Genomic DNA, 25,478 nt, shown 5'->3' on the forward strand with positions numbered 1-25,478 from the left:
CCCGCCGCCGGTTCACCCCTGGGGGTTCCACACTCGTGCGCAGACGCGCTCTCTCCTCCGCGACCGCTCTCGCGGTCCTCGCCGGTTCGGCCGCGCTCACCGTGGCCGTGTCCGGCGGCACCGCCGTCGCCGACTCGGCGAAGGCACTCGGCGTCAAGTCCGTCGGCGACATCGCCGTCGACGGCGTCCACCGGCGGGTCTATCTCTCGGACCCGCAGAGCGGCGCCATCGTCGTCACCGACTACGCCGGCACCCAGGTGCGGCGCATCTCCGGCCTGGACGGCGTGCACGGCCTCGCCCTGTCCCCGGACTCCTCCCGCCTGTACGCGGCCGTCACCGGCACCGACACCGTCGCGGCCATCGACACCGCCGCGGGCACCGAGGTCGCCTCCTACCGGCTGGGCGGCGCGGACGCCCCGCTGGACCTCGCGGTGGCCGGCTCCGTCCTGTGGTTCAGCTACGGCCCGTCCGGCGACGGAGCCCTCGGCTCCCTCGACACCGCGCAGGAGACCCCCGAGCCCGTCCTCGACCCGCCCGGTTCGTACTCCTTCTACGGGGCGCCGGTCATCGCGGTGTCCCCGGACGGCACCGAGCTGGCCGCGGGGGACCCCAACACCTCCAGCGGCGTCGCCGCCGTGTACGACCTGTCCGGCACCACCGCCACCGAGCGCGTCGTCAAGGACCTGCACGGGCCCTCGTTCTACCGGCAGCTCGCCTTCTCCCCGGACGGCAGCGAGCTGTTCGTGGCGAGCGCCCACGCGGGCGCGGCGTCCGCCTACGCGGCCCGCGACCTCACCCCGGTGCGCGACTACCCGGAGGCCGGCTTCGGCTCGGCCGTGGCGGTCTCCCGCACCGGCGCCGTGGCCGAGGGCAGTTCGCCGCTGTACGACTCCGCGGTGAACGTCTACCGGCCGGGCGGCACCGTCCCGGTCCGCACCTACGCGCTGGGCCGCACCTCCACCATCTCCAGCGGGGACGACACCCTGGTCGGCGGGACGGTGGCCTGGACCCCCGACGGCTCCACGCTGTTCGCGGTCTCCGACAACTACGAGGGCGCCTTCCGCTTCCACGCCTACACCGACCCCAACCGCACGCTGCCCGCCCTGACGGTGAAGGCCCCGTCGACGGCGACCCGGGCCAAGCCGCTGACGGTCAGCGGCAGGATCACCTCGGTCATCCCGTTCGGCGCCCCGGTCAGGCTGACGGTCACCAAGACGGACCTGGACCACCCGGACGGCAGGGCCGTCGCGACGGTCACCGCGAAGGCGGACGGCTCGTACACGTTCGGCGACACCCCGGCCGTCGGCGGCAAGGTCACCTACAAGGTCGCCTACGCGGGCGACACCGACCACGCGGCGGTCACCCGGACCGACGCGGTCGAGGTGTCCCGCAGCAGCACCTCGCTGACCCTGAACAAGAACAAGAACGTCTACGAGTACGGCTCCGACGTCACGTTCACCGCGCACCTCGGCAGCACGTACAAGAACCGCACGGTCGCGGTCTACGCCGACCCCTACGGCAGCGACAAGCCGAAGAAGCTGGTGAGGTCCGGCAAGGTCAACTCCAGCGGCAACCTCTCCGTCACCCTGGACCTGACCCGCGACGTCACCCTCTCCGCGGTCTTCACGGGCGACGCCCGCTCCAAGCCGAAGACGGTCACCAACACGGTCTACACGCGGGCCCGTTCCTCGGTCGCCCTCTCCAACCACTACAAGAGCGGCACCATCGGCTCGCACACGTACTACTACTTCCACAAGAACTCGACCGTGTACGAGACGACGTCGATGAACTACTACAAGGGCCGCAAGTTCCGCCTGGACCTCCAGGTGTACGCGAACGGCTCCTGGCACGCCACCGACAGCCAGTACATCAAGCTCGGCACCTCCGGGAAGACGAAGGTGAACATGGGCGCGGTCGGCAGCGCGGGCTACAAGTTCCGGATGCGCGCCGCGTACATCAACAACACGTCGGGCGACAACGTGAACACGGCGAAGTACAGCACCTGGAAGTACCTGTACTCGACGAACTGACCCCGCCCCTAGCGCAGCGTCACGGTGAAGGTCCGGCCGTACGCGTGCCGGGTGCGCACCGTGAGCCGGGTCCCGCCGGGGGCCCGGCTCACGTGTGTCCCCGGGTCGCCGCCGGTCCGGCGCAGGGGGCGTCCGGGGAGCAGGAGGGTGAGCGTGTCGCGGGCCGTCGTGGGGTCGCAGACGGCGACGGTGAGGGTTCCGGCCCGGCGGCGCAGCAGCACCGACGCCGGGCCGTCGACCATGAGCCCGGGCAGCCGGTGGGTGCCGGACGTGAAGGTGTTGGCGGCGGTCAGGGCGAGGGCGGGGTGGTGGACGGCCTGGCGGCGCGGGGTGTTGGCGAGGAGGCGGACCGGGGCGGGCGGGCGCGCCGCGGGCGCGTTCGGCAGCAGCGCGTACGCGAAGGCGGCGGGGCGGGCGCCCGGCGGCTGGTCCACGGTCAGCGCGAAGACCTGCTTGGTCACCGCCGTGTCCGGGTTCGCGGTGCGCACGGCGCGCAGGCTGCGGGTCACCGTGGTGAGCCGGGGGCGCGGCGCCGGGCCCGCGAGGCGCAGGTAGCCGACGCGGGCGTGCTGGGTGGCGTTCTCCCAGTGGGTCCAGTGGCCGTCGCCGGTGACCCGGACCAGGTCGTCCGGGTCGGCGGTCCGCGCGTCGACCGTCGTGGTCACGGCCCGGCCGCCGCCCGGCGCGTCCCCGACGCCCGCCGAGAGGACCACGATCTCGTCGTCGAGGAGGAACCACGACCGGGTCGCCCGCGCCTTGCGGTAGGCCACGAAGTCGTCGGGGAGGATCCCGGCCGCCTTGTCGCGCCACGGCACGTCGTCGGACAGCACCCACCCGGCCGCCCCGTACCGCCCGTCGAGGACCGCGCCGCCCGAGTACGCCTGGGTGGCCGTCGGGAAGTAGACGTACGTGTTCTGCGACGCGGAGGAGGCCGTGAAGTTCAGCGGGTGCGAGGGGTTGTCGTAGAAGAGGTCGCCGCCGTACGACTCCGGGACGGTGCGGCGCCGTTCGACGGGCGCGGTCACGCCGGCCAGGCCGTGGGGCGGGACGGTCGTGAGGTGGTCGACGCCGAACGCCCGCGTCTGGTCCTGGCCGGACAGGTAGAGGTGGTGGGCGCCGTCGCCCTGGAACCAGGGCATCAGGTTCTCGCCGCTCATGTACTCGTAGGTGCTGATCCGGCGCGAGCTGCGGGACAGCGCGAACGCGTAGCCGGGCCGCCGGTGCACCGTGCGGTCCATGGCGTTGAAGGCGACGGAGCGGGCCGGCGGGTTGAGGTCGGCGGCCGGGACGGAGGCGTCGGCGAGGATCGCGGTGTAGCGGACGACGCTCAGCGGCGACCCGAACGACGCGGGGTCGAGCGGCGCCCGCGACGTGGCCCGCAGGTGCTTGACGTACCCGGCGAGCGCCGCCGCCCGCTCGCCCGTCGCCAGCGAGGCCAGGTCGACCACCGCCTCGACGACCGCCGCCACGTCCGCGTACCCGGTCCCGGGGCGGGAGACCGCGCGCCCCTTCACCGCCTCCATCATCCAGCCCTCGAAGATCAGCGGGGCGAACCCGTCGCGGACCCAGCCGTCGACGACGGGCACCAGCGCGGCGACGTCCGCGAAGCCCGTCCCCTCCACGGTCCGCAGGGTCTGCACGACCCGGCTGAGCAGGCCCTTGCCGTACGAGCCGGTGTACGCGACCGACGCGTGCTGGAGGAACGACCCGTCCGCGTAGTAGCCGTCCGTCACCCCGTGCCGCGGCGCGTACGGGTCGATGGTCGCGAAGACGGTCAGCTGGTCGGCGAGCGCCTTGCGGACGCGGCCCCCGTCGGCGGTGAGGGCGCCCTGGAGGATGCGGTTCGTGGTGATGTCGGCGAGGTTGGCGCCGGTGTGGAACCGCGAGTCCAGGTCGACGTCGCCGTCCCGGCCGTTGCGCAGGTAGGCGTCCATGGAGGCGAGGTAGGCGCCGGTGAGGGCGGCGGTGGCGCCCGGGGTGCCGGCGAGCAGGACGAGGGTGCGGGTCACGTACTGGGAGATGCCGATCTCCCAGGTGAACCAGTTGCCGTAGTAGCCGCGCGCCTGGTCGCCGTAGAAGTGCGTGTGCAGCCACGACAGGCCGTCCGCGATCCGCCGCTGGACGGCCGCGCTCGCGTACAGGCCGGGGGAGACGCCCGGGGTGCGGGTCGCCAGCGCCGTCTCGTACAGCCGCTGGTAGGTGGTGGAGAGGTGCGCGTCGGAGGTGCCGAGCGGTATCCCGGCGAACAGCTCGCCGTCGCCGCCGGCCGCGTCCCACGACGCCAGGTTCGCGCGGGCCGTCCGCTCGACCGCCGCGACCTTGGCGGCCGTCTCCGGACGGGAGTTGGACGCCTCGGTCCCCGCCAGCATCGCCACCGTGTTGGCGAGCAGCCGCTCCATGTCCTCCCCGGCGGCGGCCCCGCGCCCGGCGGGGACGGCGGCCAGCACCCCGCCCGCCGCCAGGGCGCCGAGCAGTCGTCTGCGGGCGATCTCCATCGGGTTCCTCCGCGGTGACGAGAGGGGCCGGGCGGCCGGAGTCAAGCAGAGGAGCCGGGGGGCGACAAGAGGGCGTGCGGTTCGCGCAGGTCCGTACGACCGCGTCGCACGGCCCGGCGATCAGCGGCAGGATGGTCCACCGGGCGCGCGCAGGAGCCCGGGACGGGGGAGGTCCACGCGTATGTCGAACGGCACGCAGGAGTGGCCCGCACGCAGCCTGCTGGGGGTGCTCTCCCCGCCGGCGCGCAAGGAGATGCTGGAGCTGGGCACCGCGGCCGTCTTCGAACAGGGCGAGGTGCTGCTGCACGAGGGGCGGCGCGACCGGCACGTCGTGCTCCTGCTGTCGGGCTTCGCCAAGGTCACGGCCGGGGTGGAGAACGGGGAGGTGTCGCTGCTCGCCGTGCGCGTCGGCGGCGACACCGTGGGCGAGATGGCCGCCATGGACGGCTCGCCGCGCTCGGCGACGGTCACCGCCTGCGGCCGGGTCACCAGCCGGATCCTCCAACAGGCCGACCTGCACGCCCTGTTGATGCGGCGCCCGGAGATCGCCATGGCCCTGGCGGGCATCGTCAGCGACCGGCTGCGCTGGGCCAACCGGCGCCGCCTCGACTTCCGCGGCTACTCCGCCAAGGCCCGCCTCGCCCGCCTCCTCGTGGAGCTGGCCACCGCCTACGGGCGGCCCGGTGACGGCGGCGTGGTCATCGGCTGCCGCCTCACCCACGCGCGTCGAGCGGATCCTGCGGGGCGCGCGCCACTGACGGCCCGCGGCGGGCGCCCGCCGCGGGCCCGGGGGGCGGCCATGGCACCGGGTTAGGATCCGGTGCCATGGCCGTGACCGTGCGCGACGTGGACCGCTTCGAGGCCGCCAGGCCCCGCCTGGAGGCCCTCGCCTACCGGCTGCTCGGCTCGGCGAGCGAGGCCGAGGACGCCGCGCAGGAGACGTACCTGCGCTGGCAGGCCGCCGACACCGGGCGGATCGAGGTGCCCGAGGCCTGGCTGACCAAGGTGCTCACCAACCACTGCCTCAACCAGCTGGCGTCGGCCCGCGCCCGCCGCGAGACGTACGTCGGGGCGTGGCTGCCGGAGCCGCTGCTCGCCGGTGACCCGATGCTCGGCCCGGCCGGCACCGCCGAGCAGCGCGAGTCGGTCTCGTACGCGGTCCTCGTGCTGCTGGAGCGGCTGAGCCCGAACGAGCGGGCGGTGTACGTCCTGAAGGAGGCGTTCGCGTACTCCCACCGGGAGATCGCCGAGATCCTCGATCTCAGCGAGTCCGCCAGCCAGCAGCTCTTCCACCGCGCCCGGCGGCACGTCGCGGAGGGCCGCACCCGCGCCGAGGTCGACGAGGCCGCCGCGCGGCGCGTCGTCACCGAGTTCCTGCTGGCCGCCGCCAGTGGCCGCACCGAGCCGCTGGTCGCGCTGCTCACCGAGGACGCCACCGCGCTCGGCGACGGCGGCGGGAAGGTCCCGGCGCGGGCCGCCGCGTTCGTCGGCGCGAAGGCGGTCGCCACCTTCATGCGCGGCCTGTTCACGCCCGGCCGGGCCAAGCGGGACCTCGTCGGCGGCTCGCCCGCGGTGTACGTCACGGCGGCCAACGGCGCGGTGGCGGCCGTCGCGGTCCTGGACGGCCGGGTCGTCGGGATCATGTGCCCGGAGGTCGGGGCCGACGGCATCGCCGCGTTCCGCAACCAGGTCAACCCCGACAAGCTGGCGCGCGCCACCCGCCGCTGGGCCGCCGCCGACCACGGGGAGCCGGTGCTGACGGTGGCCTTCTGACCGGGCCGCGGCCGTGTGGCGCACGTCACGCGCAGGGGTGTCAGGAAACGGCGGGCCGTCCGGTTCAAGAGGTGAGCCCGCCCGCCGACGGGGCGGCCAGAACCACGGGAGCCCGCCATGCAGCAGCATCGCATCGTCGTCCTCGGCGCCGGTTACGCCGGAGCCGGCGCGGCCGGCCGCCTCGCCCGGCGACTGCACCGCGACGACGTCCGCATCACCCTCGTCAACGCGGAACCCGACTTCGTCGAGCGCGTCCGCCTGCACCAGCTCGCCACCGGACACGACCTCGCCCGCCGCCCGCTGCGCGACCTGTTCGCCGGGACGGGCGTCGAGGTGCGGATCGCGCGGGTCACCGCCGTCGACGCCGACCGCAAGGAGGTGACCCTCACGACCGGCGACGGCGACGGCGCCGGTGACGGCGCGGGGGTCCTGCCGTACGACACCCTCGTGTACGCCCTCGGCAGCGGCTGGGACGACCGGGGCGTCCCCGGCGCCGCCGCGCACGCCGACCAGATCGCGAGCCGCCCCGGCGCCCTGCGGCTGCGCGGGCGGCTGGCCGCACTCGCCGCGGGACGGCCGGTGGTCGTGGTCGGCGGCGGCCTCACCGGCCTGGAGGCCGCCACCGAGATCGCCGAGACCCGCCCCGACCTGGCCGTCACGCTCGTCGTCCGCGGCGGGCTCGGCGCGGAGTTCTCCCCCAGGGGGCGCGCCCACCTGCGCCGGGTCACGGCCCGGCTCGGCATCACGGTGCGCGAGCACACCGAGGTGACGGCCGTCGGGGAGGACCGGGTCACCACCGCCGACGGCACGGCGCTGCCCGCCGCGGTGACCCTGTGGACCACCGGGTTCGCCGTCCACCCGATCGCGAAGGCGACCACCCTGGAGGTCTCCGACACCGGCCGGATCATCGTCGACGGCACGCTGCGCGCCGCCTCCCACCCCGACGTCTACGCCGTCGGCGACGCGGCGCTCGTGGAGGGCGCGGGCGGCAGGCCGCTGCGGATGTCGTGCGCCTCGGGCCTGCCCATGTCCTGGCAGGCCGCCGACGCGATCGCGGCCCGCCTGACCGGCGGCAGGATGCCGCACGTGTCGTTCCGCTACGTCAACCGGTGCGTCTCGCTGGGCCGCCGGGAGGCCCTGATCCAGTACGTCACCGCCGACGACCGCGCGGTCCGCGCGGCCCTGACCGGCCGCACGGCCGCCCGCTACAAGGAACTCGTCTGCAAGGGCGCCGCCTGGAGCGTCGCCCACCCCACCTTCGGCCTGCCCGGCGGCCACCGCAGGACGACGGCGGCCTGACGGCTGCCTGCCCGGTAACTGCCCGGTGCCCGCCCGGCGCCCGGAGGGTCAGGCGGGCAGCCGGTCGAGGAGGGCCGCGAAGTCCGTCGACGGCGGCAGCGTGCCGAACGCCAGGCCCTGGTCGCCGCCGAGCCGCGACGCGCAGAACGCGTCGGCGACCGGGCCCGGCGCGTGCCGCACGAGCAGCGCGCCCTGGAGCACCAGGGCCGCCCGCTCGATGACGCGGCGGGCCCGCACCGGGGCGTCCTCGGTGAGCACCAGCTGCTCCTTCAGCTCCCGCCAGGCGGTGTCGAGGCGCCGGTCCGCGCCGGACGCGGCCTCGACCTCCGTGCGGAACGCCTCCAGGGACGCGGGCTCGCGGGCCAGGGCGCGCAGCATGTCGAGCGCGTTGACGTTGCCCGAGCCCTCCCAGATCCCGTTCAGCGGCGCCTCGCGGTACAGCCTCGGCATGCCCGACGCCTCGTCGTAGCCGTTGCCGCCGAGGCACTCCAGGGCCTCCGCGACGAACCCGGGCTGCCGCTTGCACACCCAGTACTTGGCGACGGCGGTCGCGAGCCGCAGGAACGCGCGCTCGCCGGAGTCGCCGCGCTGGGCCCGGTCGGCCGCCCCCGCCAGGCGGAGCCCGAGCGTGGTGGCGGCCTCCGACTCCAGGCCCAGGTCGGCCAGGACGTTGCGCATCAGCGGCTGGTCGATCAGCTTGGCGCCGAACACCGCGCGGTGGCGGGTGTGGTGGGCGGCCTGGGCCAGCGCCTCGCGGAGGTGTCCGGCCGAGCCGAGGACGCAGTCGAGGCGGGTCATCGTCACCATGTCGATGATGGTGCGCACGCCCTTGCCCTCCTCGCCGACCAGCCAGGCGACGGTGTCGTCGAACTCGGGCTCGCTGGAGGCGTTGGAGCGGTTGCCGAGCTTGTCCTTCAGGCGCTGGATGCGGAAGGTGTTGCGGCTGCCGTCGGGGAGCACGCGCGGCAGCAGGAAGCAGGACAGCCCGCCGGGCGCCTGCGCGAGGACGAGGAACAGGTCGTTCATGGGGGCGCTGGTGAACCACTTGTGGCCGCGCAACCGCCAGCTGCCGTCGGCCTGTTCGACCGCCGCCGTGGTGTTGGCGCGCACGTCGGTGCCGCCCTGCTTCTCCGTCATGCCCATCCCGGCGAGCAGCCCGCGCTTGTCCGTGGGGGTGCGCAGTCCCGGGTCGTAGACGGTGGAGGTGAGCAGCGGTTCATAGGTCTTGGCGAGGTCGGGCGCGCGGCGCAGGGCGGGGATCACCGCGTAGGTCATGGAGACCGGGCACATGTGGCCCTGCTCCATCATGGTGGCCACCATGAACGTCGCGGCGCGGGCGACGTGCGCGCCCGGCCGCTCGTCGGCCCAGGCCGCGCCGGCGGCGCCCGCGCCGACGGTGGCGTGCATCAGGGAGTGGTAGGCGGGGTGGAAGTCGACCTCGTCGATCCGGTGGCCGTAGCGGTCGTGGGTGCGCAGTTCGGGCTCGTGGCGGTTGGCCTGCTCGGCCCAGGCGCGGGCCTCCTCGCTGCCGGCGAGCCTGCCGAAGCGGTGCAGGTCGTCGAGGTGCCAGCCGGCGCCCTCGCGCCGCACGCCGGCCAGCAGCACCGGGTCGTCGGCGGCGTCGTGGCCGGTGAGGGGCGGGGCCTGGTTGGTGACCTCGTGGGTGGCGGATGCCGGGCGGCTCGGCGCGGTCATGAGGGCTCCTGCGGGTCGGGGCGGGCGGGTCCGGTCGGCCGGTCGCGGGCGGGGTCGGCGCCCGCGCAGCGCAGCACGGCGGCGGTGAGTTCGGCGAGCAGAGCATCGGTGGATCCGGTGGATCCGGTGGATCCGGTGGTGCCGGTGGCGTCGTCGGCGGTGCCGTCCGGGGCGCCCAGCGGGTACGCGAGGACCTCGCCGACGGCGCCGGTGAGCGCGGCGGCGGTGATCCCGGGGTGCTGCGCGGGCAGCAGGCCGGCCGCGACGCCCTCGCGGACCACGTCGGCGAAGAGCGCGCGGTAGCGGCGGCGGAAGTCGAGGCGCTCGGCGCCGACCGCCGGTTCGGCGGGGGCGGCGAGCAGCGCGTAGGCCAGGCCGCGGTTCTCCAGCGCGCGGCGGGCGAACACGCCGACGCCGTGGGCCAGTCGCGCGACGGCGTCGCCGGGGCCGTGCAGCACCTCGTCCAGGACCGCCACCTCGTGTCCGGCGGCCCGCCGGAAGACCTCGACGGCGAGCGCGGACTTCGACGGGAAGTGCTGGTAGACGGAGCCCGCCGCGATGCCCGCCGAGTCCGCGACGGCCGTCACCGACGCCTGGGCCCAGCCGACCTCGGCGACGACGGCGGTGGCGCGGGCGATCAGGTGCTCGCGGGCGGCGTCGAGGCGGCGCAGTTCGGCGGGCGTCTTGCGGTAGGCCATGCAAGCAGTGAACCACCATTCAGACCATCGCGCCATGGCCCCCGGCGCCGCGTCCGCACGGGCCCGGGCGCCGGAGGGTCAGTCCTCGCCCTCCTCGCCCTCCTCGCCCTCCTCGTCGTCCTCGTCATCCTCGTCGTCCTCGAAGAAGTCCCCCACCTCGTCGACGACTTCGGCGGCGACGAGCCCGCCGGCCACGCCCACGGCGAGCCCGGCCGCGCCCGCCGCGACGGCCGTCCCGACGCCGGGCCCCGAGCGGTCTCCGCCCTCGTACCCGTGGTCGTGTCCGCCGTCGTACCCGTGGTCGTACGCGGGGTCGTACGCGGGGTGCGCGCCGTACGCCGCGCGGTGCTCCACGAGCTGCCGGACCCAGCCGTCGACCAGCGCGTTCCAGTCGTGGTGGTGGAGGCCCTCGTGCGCGACGGTGAAGCGGGTGAGCGCGTCGTGGCCGTGGCGCCGGCCGGCCTCCAGGATCACCTCCATGCCGTCGGGGGCGGCGAGGAAGGTCACCTCGATCTCGTCGACCGCGTGCGCGTACCGCGGCGCCGGGGTCAGCTCGATCTCCTGGTAGAAGGGGAGCCGCTGGCCGGTGCCGCCGATACGCCCGTACTCCAGATCGGCCGACCTGAAGCCGAACCCGAGCCGGCCGAACGCCTCCAGGACCGCCTCCTGCGCCGGGAGCGGGGCGACGGCGAGCGGGTCGAGGTCGCCCTTGTCCCGGGCGCCGGCCACCGACAGCTCGGTGCGCACCCCCAGGGCGACGCCGAGCCCCTGCCCGTACAGCTCGGTGACCGGGGTCTCCCAGGGCAGCGGCACCGAGAACGGCACGGTGTGCTCGGCGCCCGCCGTCAGCCGGAAGCCGCCGCCGACCACGAACCGGTCGAAGACGACACCGCCGTGGCCGTCCCCGCCGGTGCCGGAGTCCTCGGTCTCGACCCGGGCGACCAGCTCCAGGGCGAGGTGCTCGACGTCGAAGTCGCCGCTGCCGCCGGTGAGCCGGATCTGGCCCGCCAGGGTGGAGCCGGGCGCGGCGGCCCCGGGAGCGAGGACGGTGTCGACGGTCGGGCCGCCCACGCCGAGTGAGCCGAGCAGTCGTTTGAACACCATCGGGGCGTTCACTCCCTTGTGTGCGGGCCCGCGCGCGCGGACCATGTTCTACAGACGCGTAGAACAATAGACGGGGCGGCGGGGCGGAACCTTTTCGCGGGGCGGAGAGTTTCTACAGTGTTGTAGAAGAAAGCCCGCCCTCGACCGAAGGAACACGCGTGGCCCTGTGGGACCGCATCAAGGAATCCGCGTCGACGATGCAGACGCAGCTGGTGGCGAAGAAGAACGATCTGAAGTCGGGCGCCTTCCGGGACGCCTCGATGGCGATGTGCGCGCTGGTCGCCGCCGCGGACGGCACCATCGACGCCTCGGAGCGCCGCCGCGTCGCCCAACTCATCACGGGCAACGAGGTGTTGCAGAACTTCCCGGCGGACGACCTTCAGCGCCGCTTCGAGGCCAACCTGGACAGGCTGGCCGCCGACTTCGACCTCGGCAGGGTCGGCGTCCTCCAGGAGGTCGCCAAGGCCAGGAAGAAGGAGGCCGAGGCGCGCGCCGTCATCCAGATCGGCATCGTCATCGGCGGCGCCGACGGCGACTTCGACGCCACCGAGCGGGCCGCCGTGCGCGAGGCGTGTCAGATGCTGGGCCTGCCCCCGCACGAGTTCGACCTCTAGGGCCGGTCGCCGAACTCCCGCCCGCCGCACGGCGCCCGGCCCGCCCGCCCGGGATCACCACGGGGTCGCGGCGTGCAGGGTGAAGGCCAGGGTCACCGCCGAGTTCGCCGACGCCGTCGCCGAGGCCGCCGCCCCCGCCCCCGCCGTCCACACGGCGAGACCCACGGGGGTGAACGCGGCGGGCCGGACCGGCGCGGGCGGGGCCGGTGCCAGCAGGGCCGCGATCCGGCGCGGCACCGGCCCCGGCGCGGCCAGCCCCGCGAAGAGCGGCTCGCGGGCCGGGCCGCCGGACAGGGCCGCCTTGCCGATGGCCCGCGCGACCGCCCTGCGGTCACCCACCCGGGCGGCGGCCTCCTCGTCCGCCCAGCGCTCCGCCGCGTACGACACGGCCGAACTCAGCGGCCGCAGAAAGGGATTGAGCCGCGCCGCCAGCCGGACGGTGAGCAGATGCCGGTGGTGCCGGGCCGCCAGATGCGCCCGCTCATGGGCGAACACGGCCCGCCGCTCGGCCGGCCGCAGCCGCGCGAGCAGCGCGGTGCTGACGACGACCCGCCCGCGCCCGCCGCGCCGCCCGGGCAGCGCGTACGCGTACGCCTGCGCGTCGGGCAGCACCGCGACCTCGGTGGCGGGCAGCCCGGCCAGCGCCGTGTGGGCCCGCCGCCGCAGCGCCGCGTGCCGCCACAGCGTGCGCGCCCCGGCCGCGACGACCGCGAGCAGCGCCGGGATGGCCGCCTTGCCCGCGATCTCGTCCTGCGGCACCGCGGCCCGCACCTCCGGGTCCGACCAGCCGTCCGGGAGCGGATTGCCCGGCAGCTGCGCCGTGCCGACCACCATCAGCAGCGCCAGGCACAGCGTGCTGCACCCGGCCATCACCCCGGCCACGGCCGTGAGCAGCCGGGTCGCCGTGCGCGGATGGAGCCGGTGCGCGGCGAGCCTGGCCACCGGCCAGGCCGTCAGCGGCAGCACCAGCGGCAGGAAGACGAAGACGCCCACGGCCTCAGGATCCGGCTTCCTCGTCGGCGCGCTCCAGCAGGGCCCGCAGCACCTGCTCGTCGCCCTCCGGCAGCGAGGTGACGAAGCTGGCCAGGACGGCCTCCCGGTCCGGTTCCCCGTCCAGCACCTTGCGCATCTTCAGCGCGGCCAGCCCCGCCTCGTCGGACGTCGGGGTCCACACGAACGACCGCCCCGCGCGCTCGCGCGTGACGACGTCCTTGGCGTGCAGCCGGGCCAGGATCGTGATGACCGTGGTGTACGCGAGGTCGCCGCCGAGCCGGTCGCGCACCCAGCCGGCGTTGGCCGGCCCGTCCGCCGAGCGCAGCGCGGCCAGGACCGCGAGCTCCAGTTCGCCCTGCGCGCGGCGACGGTGCTGTCGACGTGGATCCGGCACGCTGCTCCTCCAGGTGTCACGGGGGCCGCCCCCTGCGGCGTCGGGCCCCTCCATCATCCCCGCTCGCCCGCTCCGGAGCGGCCCCGGGCCCGCCGCCCCTAGACTTGCGGCCGGAACCGCGGGTGCGGAGCGCCCGATTCCGGACGGCCGGCATTCCGGGCGGCCGGCGGGCGGGACACGGGACAGGAGTGGATCGGTGAGGTCAGGGTCTGGCGGTTCGGGGCGGTCCGACGATCCGTCCGCCGACGTGCTCGGCCAGGCGGCCGAGGCGTTCGGCCTCCTCGCCTCCCCGGTCCGGCTGCACATGGTGTGGGCGCTCGCCCAGGGCGAGAGCGACGTCACCGGCCTCGCCGAGCGGGTGGGCGGCGCGCTGCCCGCCGTCAGCCAGCACCTGACGAAACTGAAGCTCGCCGGACTCGTCCGCTCCCGCCGGGAGGGCCGCCGGCAGGTGTACTACGTCGACGACCCCGACGTCGTCACCGTCGTGCGGCTGATGGTCGGACAGCTGACCGAGCGTGCCGAGCTGGCCGGGGCCCCCGTGCGCCGGCTGCGTGGCGCGGGAGCCTGAAGGCACCGCCGTGGCCCTGTCCGACCCCGGCCCGGGACCCCGGCCGGCGCCCCCCGCGGGCCCGGCCGCCGGTGACCGGACCGTCCTGCTGACCCTGCGCGCCCTGGACACCGGACCGCGCGGCCTGACCGAGGCCGAGGCCGGCCGGCGGCTGGCCCGGCACGGCCCGAACACCCTGCCCACCGCCCGGCACATCTCCCTGCCCGCACGGTTCTGGCACAGCCTGCGCGACCCGTTCACCGCCGTCCTGTTCTGCCTCGGGCTGGTCTCCGCCGTCGTCTCCGCGTGGGGCACCGCCTGCGTCATCCTCGCCCTGGTGGTCGTCAGCTGTGCGCTGCGCGCGCACGGCGAGCACCGCGCCGACCGGGCGGGCGCCGGGCTGCGCGAGCTGGTCGCGGGGACCGCCACCGTGCGGCGCAGGGACCGCGCCGACGCCGAACCCCGGACCCGCGAGATCCCCGTCGACGACCTGGTGCCGGGGGACGTGGTGCGGCTCGCGCCGGGCGACCTCGTCCCCGCCGACCTGCGCCTGCTCAAGGCCCACGGGCTCACCGTCCAGCAGGCGGCGCTCACCGGCGAGTCGGCACCGGCCGCCAAACGCCCCGCGGACGCCCCGGCCGCCGGGGACACCGCGCACCTGTGCTTCCAGGGCAGCAGCGTCGCCTCGGGCGGCGGCACCGGCGTCGTCGTGGCGAGCGGCGCGGACACCCGGTTCGCCGCCGTCCGCGGCACCGGGCGCGGCCGGGACGCCGAGCGCGCCCCGGGCGGCGCGGACCCGGCCCCGCTCAGCGCCTTCGACCGCAGCGTGCACGGCATCTCCTGGACCCTGATCCGCTTCATGCTGATCACCCCGCCGCTGGTGCTGATGGCGAACGCCGCGCTGCGCGGCCGCGGCCTGGAGACCCTGCCGTTCGCCGTCGCCGTCGCGGTCGGACTGACCCCGGAGATGCTGCCGGTCATCGTCACCACCTGCCTCGCGCGCGGCGCGGCCCTGCTCGCCCGCGGCCACGGCGTCATCGTGCGGCGCCTGCCCGCCCTGCACGACCTCGGCGCCGTCGACGTGCTCTGCGTCGACAAGACCGGCACCCTCACCCGGGACCGGCCGGTCGTCGACACCGGGCGCACCGACCCCGAGGCCCTGCACTGGGCCGCCGTCAGCGCCTGGTGGACGCTCCAGGCGGCCGAACTGCCGCACCCCGACCCGCTGGACGGGGCCCTGCTCGACGGCGCCGACCTCGACCGCGTCGAGGCCTACGACCCCGTCGACGCGCTCCCCTTCGACCCCGTCCGCCGCCTCGCCACCGCCGTCGTGCGCGAACCCGGCGCGCTCGGCACCCACCTCCTCGTCGTCAAGGGCGCGGTGGAGGAGGTCGTCGAGCGGTGCGCGTTCGACGACCCGGCCGACCGCGCCGGGCTGCTGGCCCGCGCCACCGAGGCCGCCGGCGAGGGCGTGCGGCTGCTGGCCGTGGGCACCGCGCGACGCCCCGCCCGGGCCCGCGGCCACACCCCGGCCGACGAGCGCGGGCTGACCTTCCGCGGTCTCGTCGCCTTCCACGACGCGCTCGCCGACACCGCCCACGACGCCGTACGGGCCCTCGCCGGCCGGGGCGTCACCGTCAAGGTCCTCACCGGCGACCACCCGGCCACCGCCGCCCGCGCCTGCCGCGACCTGGGCATCGACCCCGGCGAGGTGGCCACGGGCGCGCGCACCGCGGACCTCGGCGACCGGGAACTCGCCGAACTCGCCGCCCGCACCACGGTCTTCGCCCGCTGCGCCCCCGCCGACAAGGCCCGCGTCGTCGCCGCCCTGCGCCGGGCCGGGCACACCGTCGGCTTCCTCGGCGACGGCGTCAACGACCTGCCCGCGCTGCGCGCCGCCGACGTCGGGGTCTGCCCCCGCGACGGCGTCGACGTGGCCCGCGAGGACGCCGACGTGGTGCTCGCCGAGAAGGACCTCACCGCCATCGGCCACGCCGTCGACGCGGGCCGGCACTCCAGCGCGAACATCGCCTCCTACCTGCGCATCACGCTCTCCTCCAACCTCGGCAACGTCATCGCGATGCTCGCCGCCGGCCTGCTGCTGCCGTTCCTGCCGATGCTCCCGGCACAGGTCCTGGTGCAGAACCTGTGCTCCGACGGCGCCCAGCTCGCCCTCGCCCACGACCGCCCCGACCCCGCCGCGCTGCGCCGCCCCACGGTCCTGCGCCCGCGCGCCTTCCTGCGCTCGCTCACCGGCTTCGGCGTGCTGGGCGCGCTCGCCGACCTCACCACCTTCGGCGTCCTCGCCTGGTGCCTGCCGGGCGCCCTGGACCTCGGCGACCAGGAGGGCTTCCACGCCGGGTGGTTCACCGAGAACCTGCTGACGCAGGCCCTCGTCATGCTGCTGCTGCGCACCGGCCGCCGGGCCGCCGAGGGCCGCACGCCCCGCCCGGTGCGCGGCGCGGCGACCGCCCTCGCGGCCGTCGGCGTGCTGCTGCCGCTCACCCCGCTCGGCCCGCCGCTGGGCATGACGGGCCTGCCGCTCGTCTACTACCCGCTGCTCGCCGCGGTCCTCGCGCTGTACGCGGCGGCGCTGGTGGCCCTGCGCCGCCGGATGCCGCAACTCCCCGACCCGGCCCGGCCGTAGACCCCGGCCCGCCGCCCGTGGGGCCCGTCGGCCGTCAGCCGTAGGACAGGCCGTCAGCCGTAGGACAGGCCGTCAGCCGTAGGACAGGTGGGAGCAGATGTCGTCGTCGGCGGAGCGGGCCCCGGCGGCGACGCCGGACGGCACGGCGGTCGGCGCCGGGGCCGGGGCCGCGGTGGCCGGTGCCGTGGCCCCGGGGGCGTAGCCGGAGCCGAGCACGACGCTCAGTCCGGTCCCGCCGGTGAGGACGGCGCCGGGGAAGAGCCGGGCGAGGTCCTGCGCGGCGGCCCGCTGCCCGGCGCCGTAGGTGACGGTGGTCGTGGCGTGGTCCTGGGCGGCGGCGTTGGCGGTGGCGCTGACGGCGAAGCCGTGCGCGGTGAGCAGCCGGGCGGCGTCCCCGGCGAGACCGGCGGTCGTGGTGCCGTTGTAGACGGCGACGGACGCACCCGCGCCGTCCACGTCCCCGGTGGCGGCGGCCGACGGCGCCGCGACGGCCCGGGCCGCCCTCCCGCCGCTGGCGTCCTTCCCGTCGAGGGTGCGGTCGTCCTTGAGGGAGGCCCACAGGGCGTCGGCGTCGGGCTGCACGACGGCGACCCGGCTGCCCTGGTACTTCCAGGGGACGGTGAGGAACTTGGTGTTGTGCAGGTCCACGTCCTTGATCGACATGGCGAACGACAGGAGCTTGTCGGCCGAGCCCAGCCCGCTGTCGACGGTCATCGACTTCGTCGCGGCGTCGGCGAGCGGCAGCAGCCGGGTGGGTGTGAACCCGTCGTCCTTGATCTTCTTGATGAGGCTGGACACGAACGCCTGCTGGCGTCTGATGCGGCCGATGTCGGAGCCGTCGCCGATGCCGTGCCGGATGCGCACGTAGTCCAGGGCCCGCTGCCCGGACACGCTCTGCACGCCCTTCGTGAAGATCCGCGCGCCCCGGCTCGCGCGGTGCGGGTCGAGGTCCTGCTGGTAGAGGTCGTCGGGCAGGCAGACCCGCACCCCGCCGACGACCTCGGTGAGCTTGGAGAAGCCCAGGAAGTCGACGACGACGGTGTGGTCGACGCGCAGCCCGGTCAGCTTCTCCACCGTGTTCTGGGTGCAGGCGGGGTTGCCCTCGGCGGTCTCGCCGGTCGAGTACGCGGCGTTGAACATCACGTCGGTCCGCGTCGGGCTCCACGATCCGTCGGGCAGCTTGCACGGCGGGACGGTGACCAGGGTGTCGCGGGGTATGGAGACGCCGACGGCGTGCCGGTGATCGGCGTAGACGTGCAGCAGGAACGCGGTGTCGGAGCGGCCGACGTCGCTCTTGTCGCCGCCGCCGAGGTCGCTGTTGCCGCCGGTCCGCGCGTCGGTGCCGATGACCAGGACGTTCTCGCCCTTGGAGGCGTCGGCGTCCGGCCGGTTCTTGGAGACGCCGTCGGCGGAGAAGGTGTCGATGTTGCCGCTCAGCCGCAGGTAGAGCCAGCCCGCGCCCGCGGTGACCAGCACGAGGAACGACAGCCCGACCACGAGCGCCGGCCGCAGCCGCCGCCGCTGCCGCCGCCCGGTCCGGCGCCGGGCGCCCCCGCCGCGCGCCTCGGATGTCCGCGTCATCTGTGTGCCCTCGTCCTGTGGATGCGGAAAGCAGTACGCAAGGTTGTACGGTTGCGCAATGTAGCAAGTGAACCTGAGAGAGGTGGCCCCATGTTCCGCAACGCCCTAGAGCCCTGGCACCTGTTGGTCGTCGCTCTCGTGATCATCCTGCTCTTCGGCTCGAAGAAGCTCCCGGACACCGCCCGTTCCCTGGGCAGGTCGCTGCGCATCCTGAAGAGCGAGACGCAGGCGATGAAGGACGGGAGTGGCGAGGGTGACGAGGGTGACGAGGGTACGGAGCGGCGGGCGCGGCCGGGCGACACGGAGGGGGCCGCGGAGGGGGTCGCGGGGCCGCGCTAGCCCGGAGCGGGCCGCCTCACGGGCTGGCTCCGTCGAATCCGTAGCGCAAAGGTTCGTCGTGGCGGCTCAGGTCGCGCCGGTAGACGTAGAGGGCCTCGGCGCGCAGTCCCGGCGGTGTCCCGGGCGGCCCCTCCAGCGCGCAGGGGCGGGTGATCTGCACGACCGGCGGCCGGTCCGTGACGCGCAGCCGCAGCCCGTGGGCGGGCCCGCCGTCGAGGACGGCGAGCTCCCCGGCTGCTGGAACGTGTGGGTTCATGGTCATTACTTTAAACATTGCGCAACCGTAGGAACGATCGCCCCGGCGCACGCGTTGACGGGGTGACGGCCCGCCGGGCCACGGGGCGCGGCGACGTGAGCGACGTGAGCGACGGAGCGACGGAGGTAGGAGCAGTGGGAGTTTCCCTGGCCAAGGGTGGCAACGTGTCCCTGAGCAAGGAGGCGCCCGGACTGACCGCGGTCCTGGTGGGCCTGGGCTGGGACGTGCGCACCACGACGGGCGCCGACTACGACCTCGACGCGAGCGCGCTGCTGTGCGACGCGTCCGGAAAGGTCCTCTCGGACCGGCACTTCATCTTCTACAACAACCTCACCAGCCCGGACGGCTCCGTCGAGCACACCGGTGACAACCTCACGGGTGAGGGCGAGGGCGACGACGAGAGCGTGAAGGTGGACCTGGCGGCCGTCCCCGCCGAGGTCGACAAGATCGTCTTCCCGGTGTCGATCCATGACGCGGAGTCGCGCGGCCAGAGCTTCGGCCAGGTCCGCAACGCGTTCATCAGGGTCGTGAACCAGGCGGGCGGCGCCGAGATCGCCCGCTACGACCTCTCCGAGGACGCCTCGTCCGAGACGGCGATGGTCTTCGGCGAGCTGTACCGGCACGGCGGCGACTGGAAGTTCCGCGCGGTGGGCCAGGGGTACGCCTCGGGCCTGCGCGGCATCGCCCTGGACTTCGGGGTGAACGTCTGACACGGCTCCTGTCGCGGGTACGGGCGTCAGGCGTCGGCCTCCGGTGGTGGAGGCGGGCGGCGCCGGACGCCCGCCCCTGGCCGCCCGGGTGTGCCGCGCGCCCGTAGTCGCGATCAGCCGCAGCCGCAGCCGCAGCCGCAGCCGCAGCCGTTTGCCGGATCCGGCGTCACCGCCGCCTCGGGTTCGCCGCCGGTGCGGGGGTGTTCGCCGCCCGCCCCGGCCCGGGCGCTCGGGCCGAGGGTGTCGGCGTCGGCCTTGACCACGTACACCTCCCACGGCTCCCGGCCGGGGCCGTGCACCCAGACCTTGTCCTGGAGGGCGTAGCAGCAGGACGTGTCGTTCTCCTCGAAGGTCGCCAGGCCGGCGTCCGCGAGGCGGCCGGTGGCGGCGGTGACCTGGTCCGTGGAGTCGACCTCGATGCCCAGGTGGTCGAGGCGCGTCTCCTGGCCGGGCTCGCCCGCGATGAGGACGAGCTTCAGCGGCGGCTCGGTGAGCGCGAAGTTGGCGTAGCCCTCGCGCCGCTTGGCCGGCGGGGTGCCGAACAGTTTCGCGTAGAAGGTGATCGACGCTTCCAGGTCGCTGACGCGCAGGGCGAGTTGAGCGCGGGCCATGACGAACTCCCATCCATGCTGCATTGATGTCTGTCGATGCAGCATTGCGCTCTGATTCGAAGAATGTCAACATAGACGCATGTCGAATCAAGAGCGTGCGGGGACCGGCCGGGACGGCGATCCGGACGGCTGCTGCCCGGGGCTGCTGACCGCGCCGCTGGACGAGGACCAGGCCGCTGAGCTGGCGAAGGTCTTCAAGGCCCTCGGCGACCCGGTGCGGTTGCGGCTGCTGTCGATGATCGCCTCCCGGGCGGGCGGGGAGGTCTGCGTCTGCGATCTGACGCCCGCCTTCGACCTGTCGCAGCCGACCATCTCGCACCACCTCAAGCTGCTGCGGCAGGCCGGGCTGATCGACTGCGAGCGGCGCGGCACGTGGGTCTACTACTGGCTCCTGCCGGAGATGACGGACCGTCTCGCGGCCGTCCTGACCCGCCCCGCGGGCGCCTCCGCGGCGCGGGCGGCGGCCGACGCGTGAGCACCGGCGCACCGGACACCGGCGTACCGGACACCGGCGCACCGGACACCGGATCGAAGGAGACCGGCGCACCGGAGACCGGCGCACCGGAGACCGGCGCACCGGAGACCGGCGCACCGCACCCGGCGGATGCTCCCGGGCGGCGGGATGCGGTGGCGGGACGCCTGTCGTTCCTGGACCGCTACCTGGCGGTGTGGATCCTCGCCGCGATGGCCGCCGGGCTCGGCCTGGGCCGCCTGGTACCGGGGATCGGGGACGCGCTGGCGGCGGTGACCGTGAGCGGGGTGTCCCTGCCGATCGCGCTGGGCCTGCTCGTGATGATGTACCCGGTGCTGGCCAAGGTCCGCTACGACCGGCTGGACACCGTGACCCGCGACCGGCGCCTGCTGCTGCCCTCACTGTTCCTGAACTGGATCGTCGGCCCGGCCCTGATGTTCGCGCTGGCCTGGCTGTTCCTGCCGGACCTGCCGGAGTACCGTACCGGCCTGATCATCGTCGGGCTGGCGCGCTGCATCGCCATGGTCATCATCTGGAACGACCTGGCCCACGGCCACCGGGAGGCGGCGGCGGTGCTGGTCGCGCTCAACTCGGTGTTCCAGGTGGTCGCGTTCTCCGCGCTCGGCTGGATCTACCTCCAGGTCCTGCCCGGCCTGCTGGGCCTGCGGCAGACCGGACTCCACGTGTCCGTCCTGGAGATCGCCGGCAGCGTGCTCGTCTTCCTCGGGGTCCCGCTGGTGGCCGGCTTCCTGACCCGCCGCATCGGCGAGCGGGTCCGGGGCCGCGCCCGCTACGAGTCCGAACTGCTGCCGCGCATCGCCCCGTTCGCCCTGTACGGGCTGCTGTTCACCATCGTCGTGCTCTTCGCGCTCCAGGGCGACGCCCTCACCGCCCACCCCCTGGACGTGCTCCGGATCGCGCTGCCGCTGCTGGTCTACTTCGCTCTGATGTGGACCGGATCCATGCTGCTGGGCAGGGCGGTCGGCCTGGACCACCCGCGCGCCACCACGCTCGCCTTCACCGCCGCGGGCAACAACTTCGAGCTGGCCATCGCCGTCGCCATCGCCACGTTCGGCGCCTCCTCCGGTCAGGCGCTCGCCGGGGTCGTCGGCCCGCTCATCGAAGTGCCCGTCCTCATCGGTCTGGTGCACGTCGCCCTGTACGCGCGCCGCTACTTCGACACCCCGACCGCCGCCGCCCCCCGGGAGGACTCCGCCCGTGCCTGAGACCACCACGCCGTCGGTACTGTTCGTCTGCGTCCACAACACCGGCCGCTCCCAGATGGCGGCGGCCCTCCTCACCCACCTCGCCGCGGGCCGCGTCCAGGTCCGCTCCGCGGGTTCCGCCCCGGCCGAGACGGTGCACCCGGCCGTGACGGAAGCGCTCGCCGAGGCCGGCATCGACATCTCCGCCGAGGTCCCCAAGATCCTGACCGCGGACGCCGTCCGGGCCTCCGACATCGTCATCACCATGGGCTGCGGCGACGCCTGCCCCGTCTTCCCCGGCAAGCGCTACCTCGACTGGCGCCTCCCCGACCCGGCGGGCCAGGACATCACGGCCGTCCGCCCAGTCCGCGACGAGATCGAACGCCGCGTCCGAGCCCTGCTCGACGAGATCGCCCCGGCAGGCCCCGGGACAGCGGGCGACGGGCGCTGACCCCCGGCGGGCGGCGGGGGCCAGCGGAGCAGCTCGGGCGCGGCCCGGCCCCGCGCGCCGCGGCGGCACGGCGAGGCCCCTCGACGCACGCGCGCGGCATCAGCACTTCTTCTTCAGCACGTCGTAGAAGTCGTCGGCGAACTCGTCCCGCGACTCCTGCGACGCATACGTCGGGATCTTGATCGGGCGCTGCGGGTCGTTCGCGCGGTAGGCCGCGCAGTACTCCGCGCGCTCGGCCCTGGTGCTCTTGAACCAGGCCCCCTCCCCGGCCGACCGGGCGGGCCGCAGCTCAGGCTTCTCCTGCGCGCACGCCGTGAGCAGGGCGGCGGACAGGACCGCCACGGTGAGCAGGGGTGCGCGCTTCATGATGCCTCCGCGGAGTGGGGACCACGATCCTAGAGACCCACCCCACACCCACCCGCACCCGCCCACCCACCATCGAGCCCGCCCGGAGAACCAGATCAACCACCGGTGCGTCAGCCCGTCCGCGTCGTTTCATCACGGGGCGACCCCTCACGCCGACGGGGTGGCCAACGGGCAAGGAGACAGACCGACATGAACGAACGAGTCCGAGCCGTCCTCGTCACCGCGCACGACACGATGCTGGTCCTCCGCCGCACCAGGCCCGGAATCCCCGTGTACTGGGTGCTCCCCGGTGGCGGCGTCGAGGAGAGCGACGCCTCCCGGGAGGCCGCCCTCCACAGGGAGATCCACGAGGAGATCGCGGGGAAGGCCGACATCGTCCGCCTCCTGCACACGATGGAGTCCGCCGACGAGTGCCAGTTCTTCTACCTCGCCCGCATCGCGGCGTGGTCCTTCGAGAACCGCACCGGCCCCGAGTTCGGCGCCGAGGGACGCGGCGAGTACGCGCTGGAGGAGATCCCGCTGACCGCGGAGGCACTGGACGGCATCGACCTCAAGCCCGAGGAGATCACCCGCGTCCTGCGCGGCGCGATCGCCGCCGGCGCGCTCGGGGCCGGGGGCGTGGCCTAGTCGTATGACCCGCGGACCTGCCGCCAGAGGGTCCTCGACGTTGAGGGCCGGTTGCCCCGGCAGCCGGCATCGTGCTCAGCGGCATCCCCCTCATCGACGGCGGCTTCCCCCGCTCCCGCGATGCGCTGCACTGCGGGCCTGTCCGGATCCGCGTGGCGGACGGCCGGACGAGCACCTGGCAGTGCGTCCTGTTTCCGGTCTGCTGGGAACGGATGGGGTACGAAAGCCTCGTTACGGACCGATCAATCGGGGGCGGGCTTCTGGGCGTCCGTATCGCAGGATGCGTGGCAGGACTTCCCGCATACGTGCCAAGTCCTCCGACGGGGCACGAAGGAGCGCCTCAACGACCGCGTCGGTCAGTCCGAGGTCGTCCAGCGACTCAGGATTCAGGGTCACCCGCAGTACGTCGTTGTCCAGCCGCACTTCGCGTACGCAGCCGTAGGCAGTGCCCTGGTCAGGTGTGACAAGGCAGTGCGTGTCCATGCCCAGGGACACTTCCTGCGCGTCGGGCTCGTCGAAGTCGCACATGAATATCGGGTTCTCGCTTGCCGCCGCCGAGAGTGGACAGCAAAAAGCCCCGAGCCGCCGGCCCGGGGCTTCACTATGGAGCGGGTGACGAGAATCGAACTCGCGCTCTGAGCTTGGGAGGCTTGGGTGTCCTAGGGGAAGTTGGGCGTCTGACCTGCGGGGGAGAGGCCTAACGGACCGTCGGCGCCGATGCCTCGGTGCCCGTCATTCCCCGCGGCTCCCTGCCCAACCTGGCACAGGTCTGGCACGGGCCCAAGTAGAGCGGTAGATGAGCCGCTCCCCGATCCTCTTAGAGCGCGCCAGCTCAGTTCTCCGGGCTTGCTGCCCAAGGACGTCGCTGTCGCCATCGCAGTAACCCTCCAGAAGAAGTGGTTTCCGAAGCGTCTTGGCTCGCCGTTCAGCCTGGACAGGCCCGACGCATTCGCCCCCTGACCCGGACCTGCCAGACTGTGGACGTACGCCTTCGTGGATGTCAGGCGGTCCGAGCCAGGATGCTCACAGCGGGATACTCGTACCCGTCCTGCTTGAAGCCGGGCGCTTCTCTCTTGAGGTCGACCTGTTGTCCGGCCGACAGCGTGCGGAAGCCGGTCGCCTGGATGCCGGTGTAGTGGCCGAAGTAGGCGCCGGAGGTTTCTCGGGGGAGTCGAGAACGCCCCATCCTCGCTCGTCGTCCCACTCACGGACAGCCGCAGTCACCATGGTCGGAACCTCACGGCTTCCGTGGCCGGCCGAGAGCTGCGAGCCGGAAGAGTCTGCGGAAGGGATGGGGAAGTGCGGTGGATCCAGCTCGCCAGGCCGCGCGGTGGCCGTGCTGGATCCACGTTCGGGGGAAGATCGATTGGAGACCCTGCGGGGTAGGGGGTACTTCGGTTAGCTTCCGGCTCATGGCAGAGATGGGCTTTGAAGAAGCGCTGAAGACCGTCCGCAACATCATTGCGGAGAAGGCGGAGTGTGAGCTGGAAGAGGTGGGCCCGGACGTCGACCTCCAGGAGGCACTCGGTATGGACTCGATGACGGTTACCCGGGTTGTGGGCGCACTGGAAGAGAAGTTCGACATCACCATCACGGACAACGAAGTGTTCAAGGTGTATGAGGCGAAGACGCCCACCGCACTGACACATGTGGCCCTTGAACTCCAGGCCGCTGCGCGCGCGGCGTCCGCCAAGTAGCACACCCACCGCGGCAGTGAGAGGGGCGACTGTTGCCCCTCTCACTGCCCGCGTCAGCGGGCTGGTTCTGGAGGCGCAGCCGGAAGGACTGTCAGGCGGGGGAGCGCAGCGGACCCGCCGGGAGCGCCCCGCGCTCCCCAACTCTTCTACAGGAGGCCCCACCAGCCGCACTCGCGGACCCCATCGGCCGGCCCCACTGCCTCCAGGAGCGCAGCGAAGGGAGGCGAGCTCGGGTATCAGGTGATCCAGGTCGTAGGCGGTCCAGCAAAACTCTAGGTCACGGACGGGACCCCCTCCTCGTCGAACTACGCTGGCACCTGGAGTCCTTCGCCGAGGAGGGCCCCGATGGGCTGCTCTTCGTCGGTGAGCGCGGCAAGCCCTTCCGCCGCAGCACCTTCGGCCGGTACCGGCGCAAGGCCCGTGCTGTCGCGGGCCTGCCCGATCACTTCCGCTTCTACGACCTGCGCCACACCGGGCACACGCTGTCCACGCGGTCCGGCGCCACGCTGAAGGACACGATGGTGCGCGCCGGCCAGTCCTCGGAGAAGGCGGTGATGATCTACCAGCACTCCGAGAAGGAGCGGCACCAGGAGGTCGCCGGGATGCTCGATCGGAGTGTCAGGAGCGCTCGGCAGGCTGTGGCACGGAAGCCAGGTGATCGAGCATCTGGCAGAGATCTGGCTCGCGGCGACTGAGTGGAATCGCGCAGCAAAAAGCCCCGAGCCGCTGGCCCGGGGCTTCACTATGGAGCGGGTGACGAGAATCGAACTCGCGCTCTAAGCTTGGGAAGCTTATGTTCTACCATTAAACTACACCCGCGTGGTACCGCCGTTGAACGGCCTGTACTGCCGGACACTGTACCTCATGCCGGGCC

The 25,478-nt window shown here is 74.0% G+C and carries 26 protein-coding genes, 1 tRNA gene and 2 pseudogenes; 16 read left to right on the top strand and 13 right to left on the bottom strand.

Features of this window, described 5'->3' with window-relative positions; translation table 11 throughout:
* The first annotated feature begins 35 nt into the window (after positions 1 to 35).
* Positions 36 to 2,030, top strand: a complete 1,995-nt coding sequence (locus ACIP5K_RS12570) for a YncE family protein (protein WP_401408345.1) — start codon at positions 36 to 38, stop codon at positions 2,028 to 2,030.
* A gap of 8 nt (positions 2,031 to 2,038) precedes the next feature.
* On the opposite strand, the gene ACIP5K_RS12575 is transcribed toward ACIP5K_RS12570, so the two are convergent.
* A complete protein-coding gene (locus ACIP5K_RS12575; RefSeq protein WP_401408347.1) occupies positions 2,039 to 4,525 on the bottom strand; it encodes a polysaccharide lyase family 8 super-sandwich domain-containing protein in 2,487 nt (828 codons plus the stop codon).
* A 181-nt stretch (positions 4,526 to 4,706) separates the two neighbouring features.
* Between ACIP5K_RS12575 and ACIP5K_RS12580 the strand changes: the two genes are divergently transcribed.
* The 3 genes from ACIP5K_RS12580 (at position 4,707) to ACIP5K_RS12590 (ending at position 7,597) form a co-directional block, all read left to right on the top strand.
* On the top strand, positions 4,707 to 5,339 hold the full coding sequence (locus ACIP5K_RS12580) for a Crp/Fnr family transcriptional regulator (protein ID WP_401408349.1): 633 nt from the start codon (positions 4,707 to 4,709) through the stop codon (positions 5,337 to 5,339).
* Positions 5,340 to 5,350: 11 nt separating this feature from the next.
* Positions 5,351 to 6,298 (top strand): RNA polymerase sigma factor SigJ, encoded by a 948-nt coding sequence (gene sigJ / locus ACIP5K_RS12585; RefSeq protein WP_401408351.1) that lies wholly within the window; start codon positions 5,351 to 5,353, stop codon positions 6,296 to 6,298.
* A 117-nt stretch (positions 6,299 to 6,415) separates the two neighbouring features.
* Entirely contained in the window at positions 6,416 to 7,597 is a 1,182-nt protein-coding gene (locus ACIP5K_RS12590; protein WP_401408353.1) for an NAD(P)/FAD-dependent oxidoreductase, read from the top strand.
* 48 nt (positions 7,598 to 7,645) lie between these two features.
* Here the strand turns inward: ACIP5K_RS12590 and ACIP5K_RS12595 are convergent, their stop codons facing one another.
* The 3 genes from ACIP5K_RS12595 to ACIP5K_RS12605 form a co-directional block, all read right to left on the bottom strand.
* Entirely contained in the window at positions 7,646 to 9,292 is a 1,647-nt protein-coding gene (locus ACIP5K_RS12595; protein ID WP_401408355.1) for an acyl-CoA dehydrogenase family protein, read from the bottom strand.
* On the bottom strand, positions 9,289 to 9,990 hold the full coding sequence (locus ACIP5K_RS12600) for a TetR/AcrR family transcriptional regulator (RefSeq protein WP_401408357.1): 702 nt from the start codon (positions 9,988 to 9,990) through the stop codon (positions 9,289 to 9,291). Before ACIP5K_RS12600 ends, ACIP5K_RS12595 begins: the two co-directional genes overlap by 4 nt.
* Before the next feature lie 78 nt (positions 9,991 to 10,068).
* Entirely contained in the window at positions 10,069 to 11,094 is a 1,026-nt protein-coding gene (locus ACIP5K_RS12605) for a sporulation protein (RefSeq protein ID WP_401408359.1), read from the bottom strand.
* A 158-nt stretch (positions 11,095 to 11,252) separates the two neighbouring features.
* Here ACIP5K_RS12605 and ACIP5K_RS12610 point away from each other — a divergent pair, with 158 nt between their 5' ends.
* Complete coding sequence (locus ACIP5K_RS12610) at positions 11,253 to 11,708, top strand: tellurite resistance TerB family protein (protein ID WP_401408361.1); 456 nt, start codon at positions 11,253 to 11,255, stop codon at positions 11,706 to 11,708.
* A gap of 54 nt (positions 11,709 to 11,762) precedes the next feature.
* Here ACIP5K_RS12610 and ACIP5K_RS12615 read toward each other — a convergent pair whose 3' ends face one another.
* Positions 11,763 to 12,701, bottom strand: coding sequence for a M56 family metallopeptidase (locus ACIP5K_RS12615; RefSeq protein ID WP_401408363.1), 939 nt, complete (start codon positions 12,699 to 12,701; stop codon positions 11,763 to 11,765).
* A gap of 4 nt (positions 12,702 to 12,705) precedes the next feature.
* Entirely contained in the window at positions 12,706 to 13,095 is a 390-nt protein-coding gene (locus tag ACIP5K_RS12620) for a BlaI/MecI/CopY family transcriptional regulator (protein WP_401408365.1), read from the bottom strand.
* Positions 13,096 to 13,291: 196 nt separating this feature from the next.
* On the opposite strand from ACIP5K_RS12620, the gene ACIP5K_RS12625 reads away from it, so the two are divergent.
* A complete protein-coding gene (locus tag ACIP5K_RS12625; RefSeq protein ID WP_401408367.1) occupies positions 13,292 to 13,663 on the top strand; it encodes an ArsR/SmtB family transcription factor in 372 nt (123 codons plus the stop codon).
* Complete coding sequence (gene mgtA / locus ACIP5K_RS12630) at positions 13,647 to 16,289, top strand: magnesium-translocating P-type ATPase (RefSeq protein ID WP_401408369.1); 2,643 nt, start codon at positions 13,647 to 13,649, stop codon at positions 16,287 to 16,289. The genes ACIP5K_RS12625 and mgtA overlap by 17 nt, the downstream gene beginning before the upstream one ends.
* A gap of 72 nt (positions 16,290 to 16,361) precedes the next feature.
* Here mgtA and ACIP5K_RS12635 read toward each other — a convergent pair whose 3' ends face one another.
* Entirely contained in the window at positions 16,362 to 17,870 is a 1,509-nt protein-coding gene (locus ACIP5K_RS12635; RefSeq protein ID WP_401408371.1) for an LCP family protein, read from the bottom strand.
* A 90-nt stretch (positions 17,871 to 17,960) separates the two neighbouring features.
* Between ACIP5K_RS12635 and tatA the strand changes: the two genes are divergently transcribed.
* Positions 17,961 to 18,209, top strand: coding sequence for a Sec-independent protein translocase subunit TatA (gene tatA / locus ACIP5K_RS12640; RefSeq protein ID WP_401408373.1), 249 nt, complete (start codon positions 17,961 to 17,963; stop codon positions 18,207 to 18,209).
* Between the two features lie 16 nt (positions 18,210 to 18,225).
* Here the strand turns inward: tatA and ACIP5K_RS12645 are convergent, their stop codons facing one another.
* Positions 18,226 to 18,465, bottom strand: coding sequence for a hypothetical protein (locus ACIP5K_RS12645; RefSeq protein ID WP_401408375.1), 240 nt, complete (start codon positions 18,463 to 18,465; stop codon positions 18,226 to 18,228).
* A 134-nt stretch (positions 18,466 to 18,599) separates the two neighbouring features.
* On the opposite strand from ACIP5K_RS12645, the gene ACIP5K_RS12650 reads away from it, so the two are divergent.
* Positions 18,600 to 19,175 (top strand): TerD family protein, encoded by a 576-nt coding sequence (locus ACIP5K_RS12650; protein ID WP_401408377.1) that lies wholly within the window; start codon positions 18,600 to 18,602, stop codon positions 19,173 to 19,175.
* A gap of 113 nt (positions 19,176 to 19,288) precedes the next feature.
* Here the strand turns inward: ACIP5K_RS12650 and ACIP5K_RS12655 are convergent, their stop codons facing one another.
* The gene (locus ACIP5K_RS12655; protein ID WP_401408379.1) at positions 19,289 to 19,786 is read right to left on the bottom strand and encodes an ArsI/CadI family heavy metal resistance metalloenzyme; all 498 of its coding nucleotides are present in this window, start codon (positions 19,784 to 19,786) and stop codon (positions 19,289 to 19,291) included.
* A 79-nt stretch (positions 19,787 to 19,865) separates the two neighbouring features.
* On the opposite strand from ACIP5K_RS12655, the gene ACIP5K_RS12660 reads away from it, so the two are divergent.
* The 3 genes from ACIP5K_RS12660 to ACIP5K_RS12670 all read left to right on the top strand — a co-directional run bounded on the left by ACIP5K_RS12660 (position 19,866) and on the right by ACIP5K_RS12670 (position 21,914).
* Entirely contained in the window at positions 19,866 to 20,261 is a 396-nt protein-coding gene (locus ACIP5K_RS12660; RefSeq protein ID WP_401408381.1) for an ArsR/SmtB family transcription factor, read from the top strand.
* A 152-nt stretch (positions 20,262 to 20,413) separates the two neighbouring features.
* Positions 20,414 to 21,484, top strand: coding sequence for an ACR3 family arsenite efflux transporter (gene arsB / locus ACIP5K_RS12665; RefSeq protein ID WP_401408992.1), 1,071 nt, complete (start codon positions 20,414 to 20,416; stop codon positions 21,482 to 21,484).
* Positions 21,477 to 21,914: an arsenate reductase ArsC gene (locus tag ACIP5K_RS12670; protein ID WP_401408383.1), complete on the top strand. Its 438-nt coding sequence runs from the start codon at positions 21,477 to 21,479 to the stop codon at positions 21,912 to 21,914. The genes arsB and ACIP5K_RS12670 overlap by 8 nt, the downstream gene beginning before the upstream one ends.
* Positions 21,915 to 22,013: 99 nt before the next feature.
* Here the strand turns inward: ACIP5K_RS12670 and ACIP5K_RS12675 are convergent, their stop codons facing one another.
* Positions 22,014 to 22,280: a hypothetical protein gene (locus ACIP5K_RS12675; protein ID WP_401408385.1), complete on the bottom strand. Its 267-nt coding sequence runs from the start codon at positions 22,278 to 22,280 to the stop codon at positions 22,014 to 22,016.
* Positions 22,281 to 22,469: 189 nt separating this feature from the next.
* Here ACIP5K_RS12675 and ACIP5K_RS12680 point away from each other — a divergent pair, with 189 nt between their 5' ends.
* Complete coding sequence (locus tag ACIP5K_RS12680; RefSeq protein ID WP_401408387.1) at positions 22,470 to 22,907, top strand: NUDIX domain-containing protein; 438 nt, start codon at positions 22,470 to 22,472, stop codon at positions 22,905 to 22,907.
* A 231-nt stretch (positions 22,908 to 23,138) separates the two neighbouring features.
* Here ACIP5K_RS12680 and ACIP5K_RS12685 read toward each other — a convergent pair whose 3' ends face one another.
* Both ACIP5K_RS12685 and ACIP5K_RS12690 read right to left on the bottom strand, forming a co-directional pair.
* Positions 23,139 to 23,435, bottom strand: coding sequence for an Imm10 family immunity protein (locus ACIP5K_RS12685; protein ID WP_401408389.1), 297 nt, complete (start codon positions 23,433 to 23,435; stop codon positions 23,139 to 23,141).
* 472 nt (positions 23,436 to 23,907) lie between these two features.
* A pseudogene (locus ACIP5K_RS12690) lies at positions 23,908 to 24,134 on the bottom strand (cold-shock protein).
* Between the two features lie 185 nt (positions 24,135 to 24,319).
* Here ACIP5K_RS12690 and ACIP5K_RS12695 point away from each other — a divergent pair.
* The 3 genes and pseudogenes from ACIP5K_RS12695 to ACIP5K_RS12705 all read left to right on the top strand — a co-directional run bounded on the left by ACIP5K_RS12695 (position 24,320) and on the right by ACIP5K_RS12705 (position 25,384).
* Entirely contained in the window at positions 24,320 to 24,604 is a 285-nt protein-coding gene (locus tag ACIP5K_RS12695) for an acyl carrier protein (RefSeq protein ID WP_401408391.1), read from the top strand.
* 299 nt (positions 24,605 to 24,903) lie between these two features.
* A pseudogene (locus tag ACIP5K_RS12700) lies at positions 24,904 to 25,299 on the top strand (tyrosine-type recombinase/integrase); the annotation flags it as partial.
* A complete protein-coding gene (locus ACIP5K_RS12705; RefSeq protein ID WP_401409021.1) occupies positions 25,259 to 25,384 on the top strand; it encodes a hypothetical protein in 126 nt (41 codons plus the stop codon). The pseudogene ACIP5K_RS12700 and the gene ACIP5K_RS12705, both read left to right, overlap by 41 nt.
* Here ACIP5K_RS12705 and ACIP5K_RS12710 read toward each other — a convergent pair.
* Positions 25,350 to 25,423 (bottom strand) — tRNA-Gly (locus ACIP5K_RS12710). The genes ACIP5K_RS12705 and ACIP5K_RS12710 overlap by 35 nt on opposite strands.
* Positions 25,424 to 25,478 lie beyond the last annotated feature (55 nt).

Origin of the sequence: Streptomyces sp. NPDC088785, assembly GCF_044750685.1 — a bacterium.
Lineage (GTDB): Bacteria > Actinomycetota > Actinomycetes > Streptomycetales > Streptomycetaceae > Streptomyces.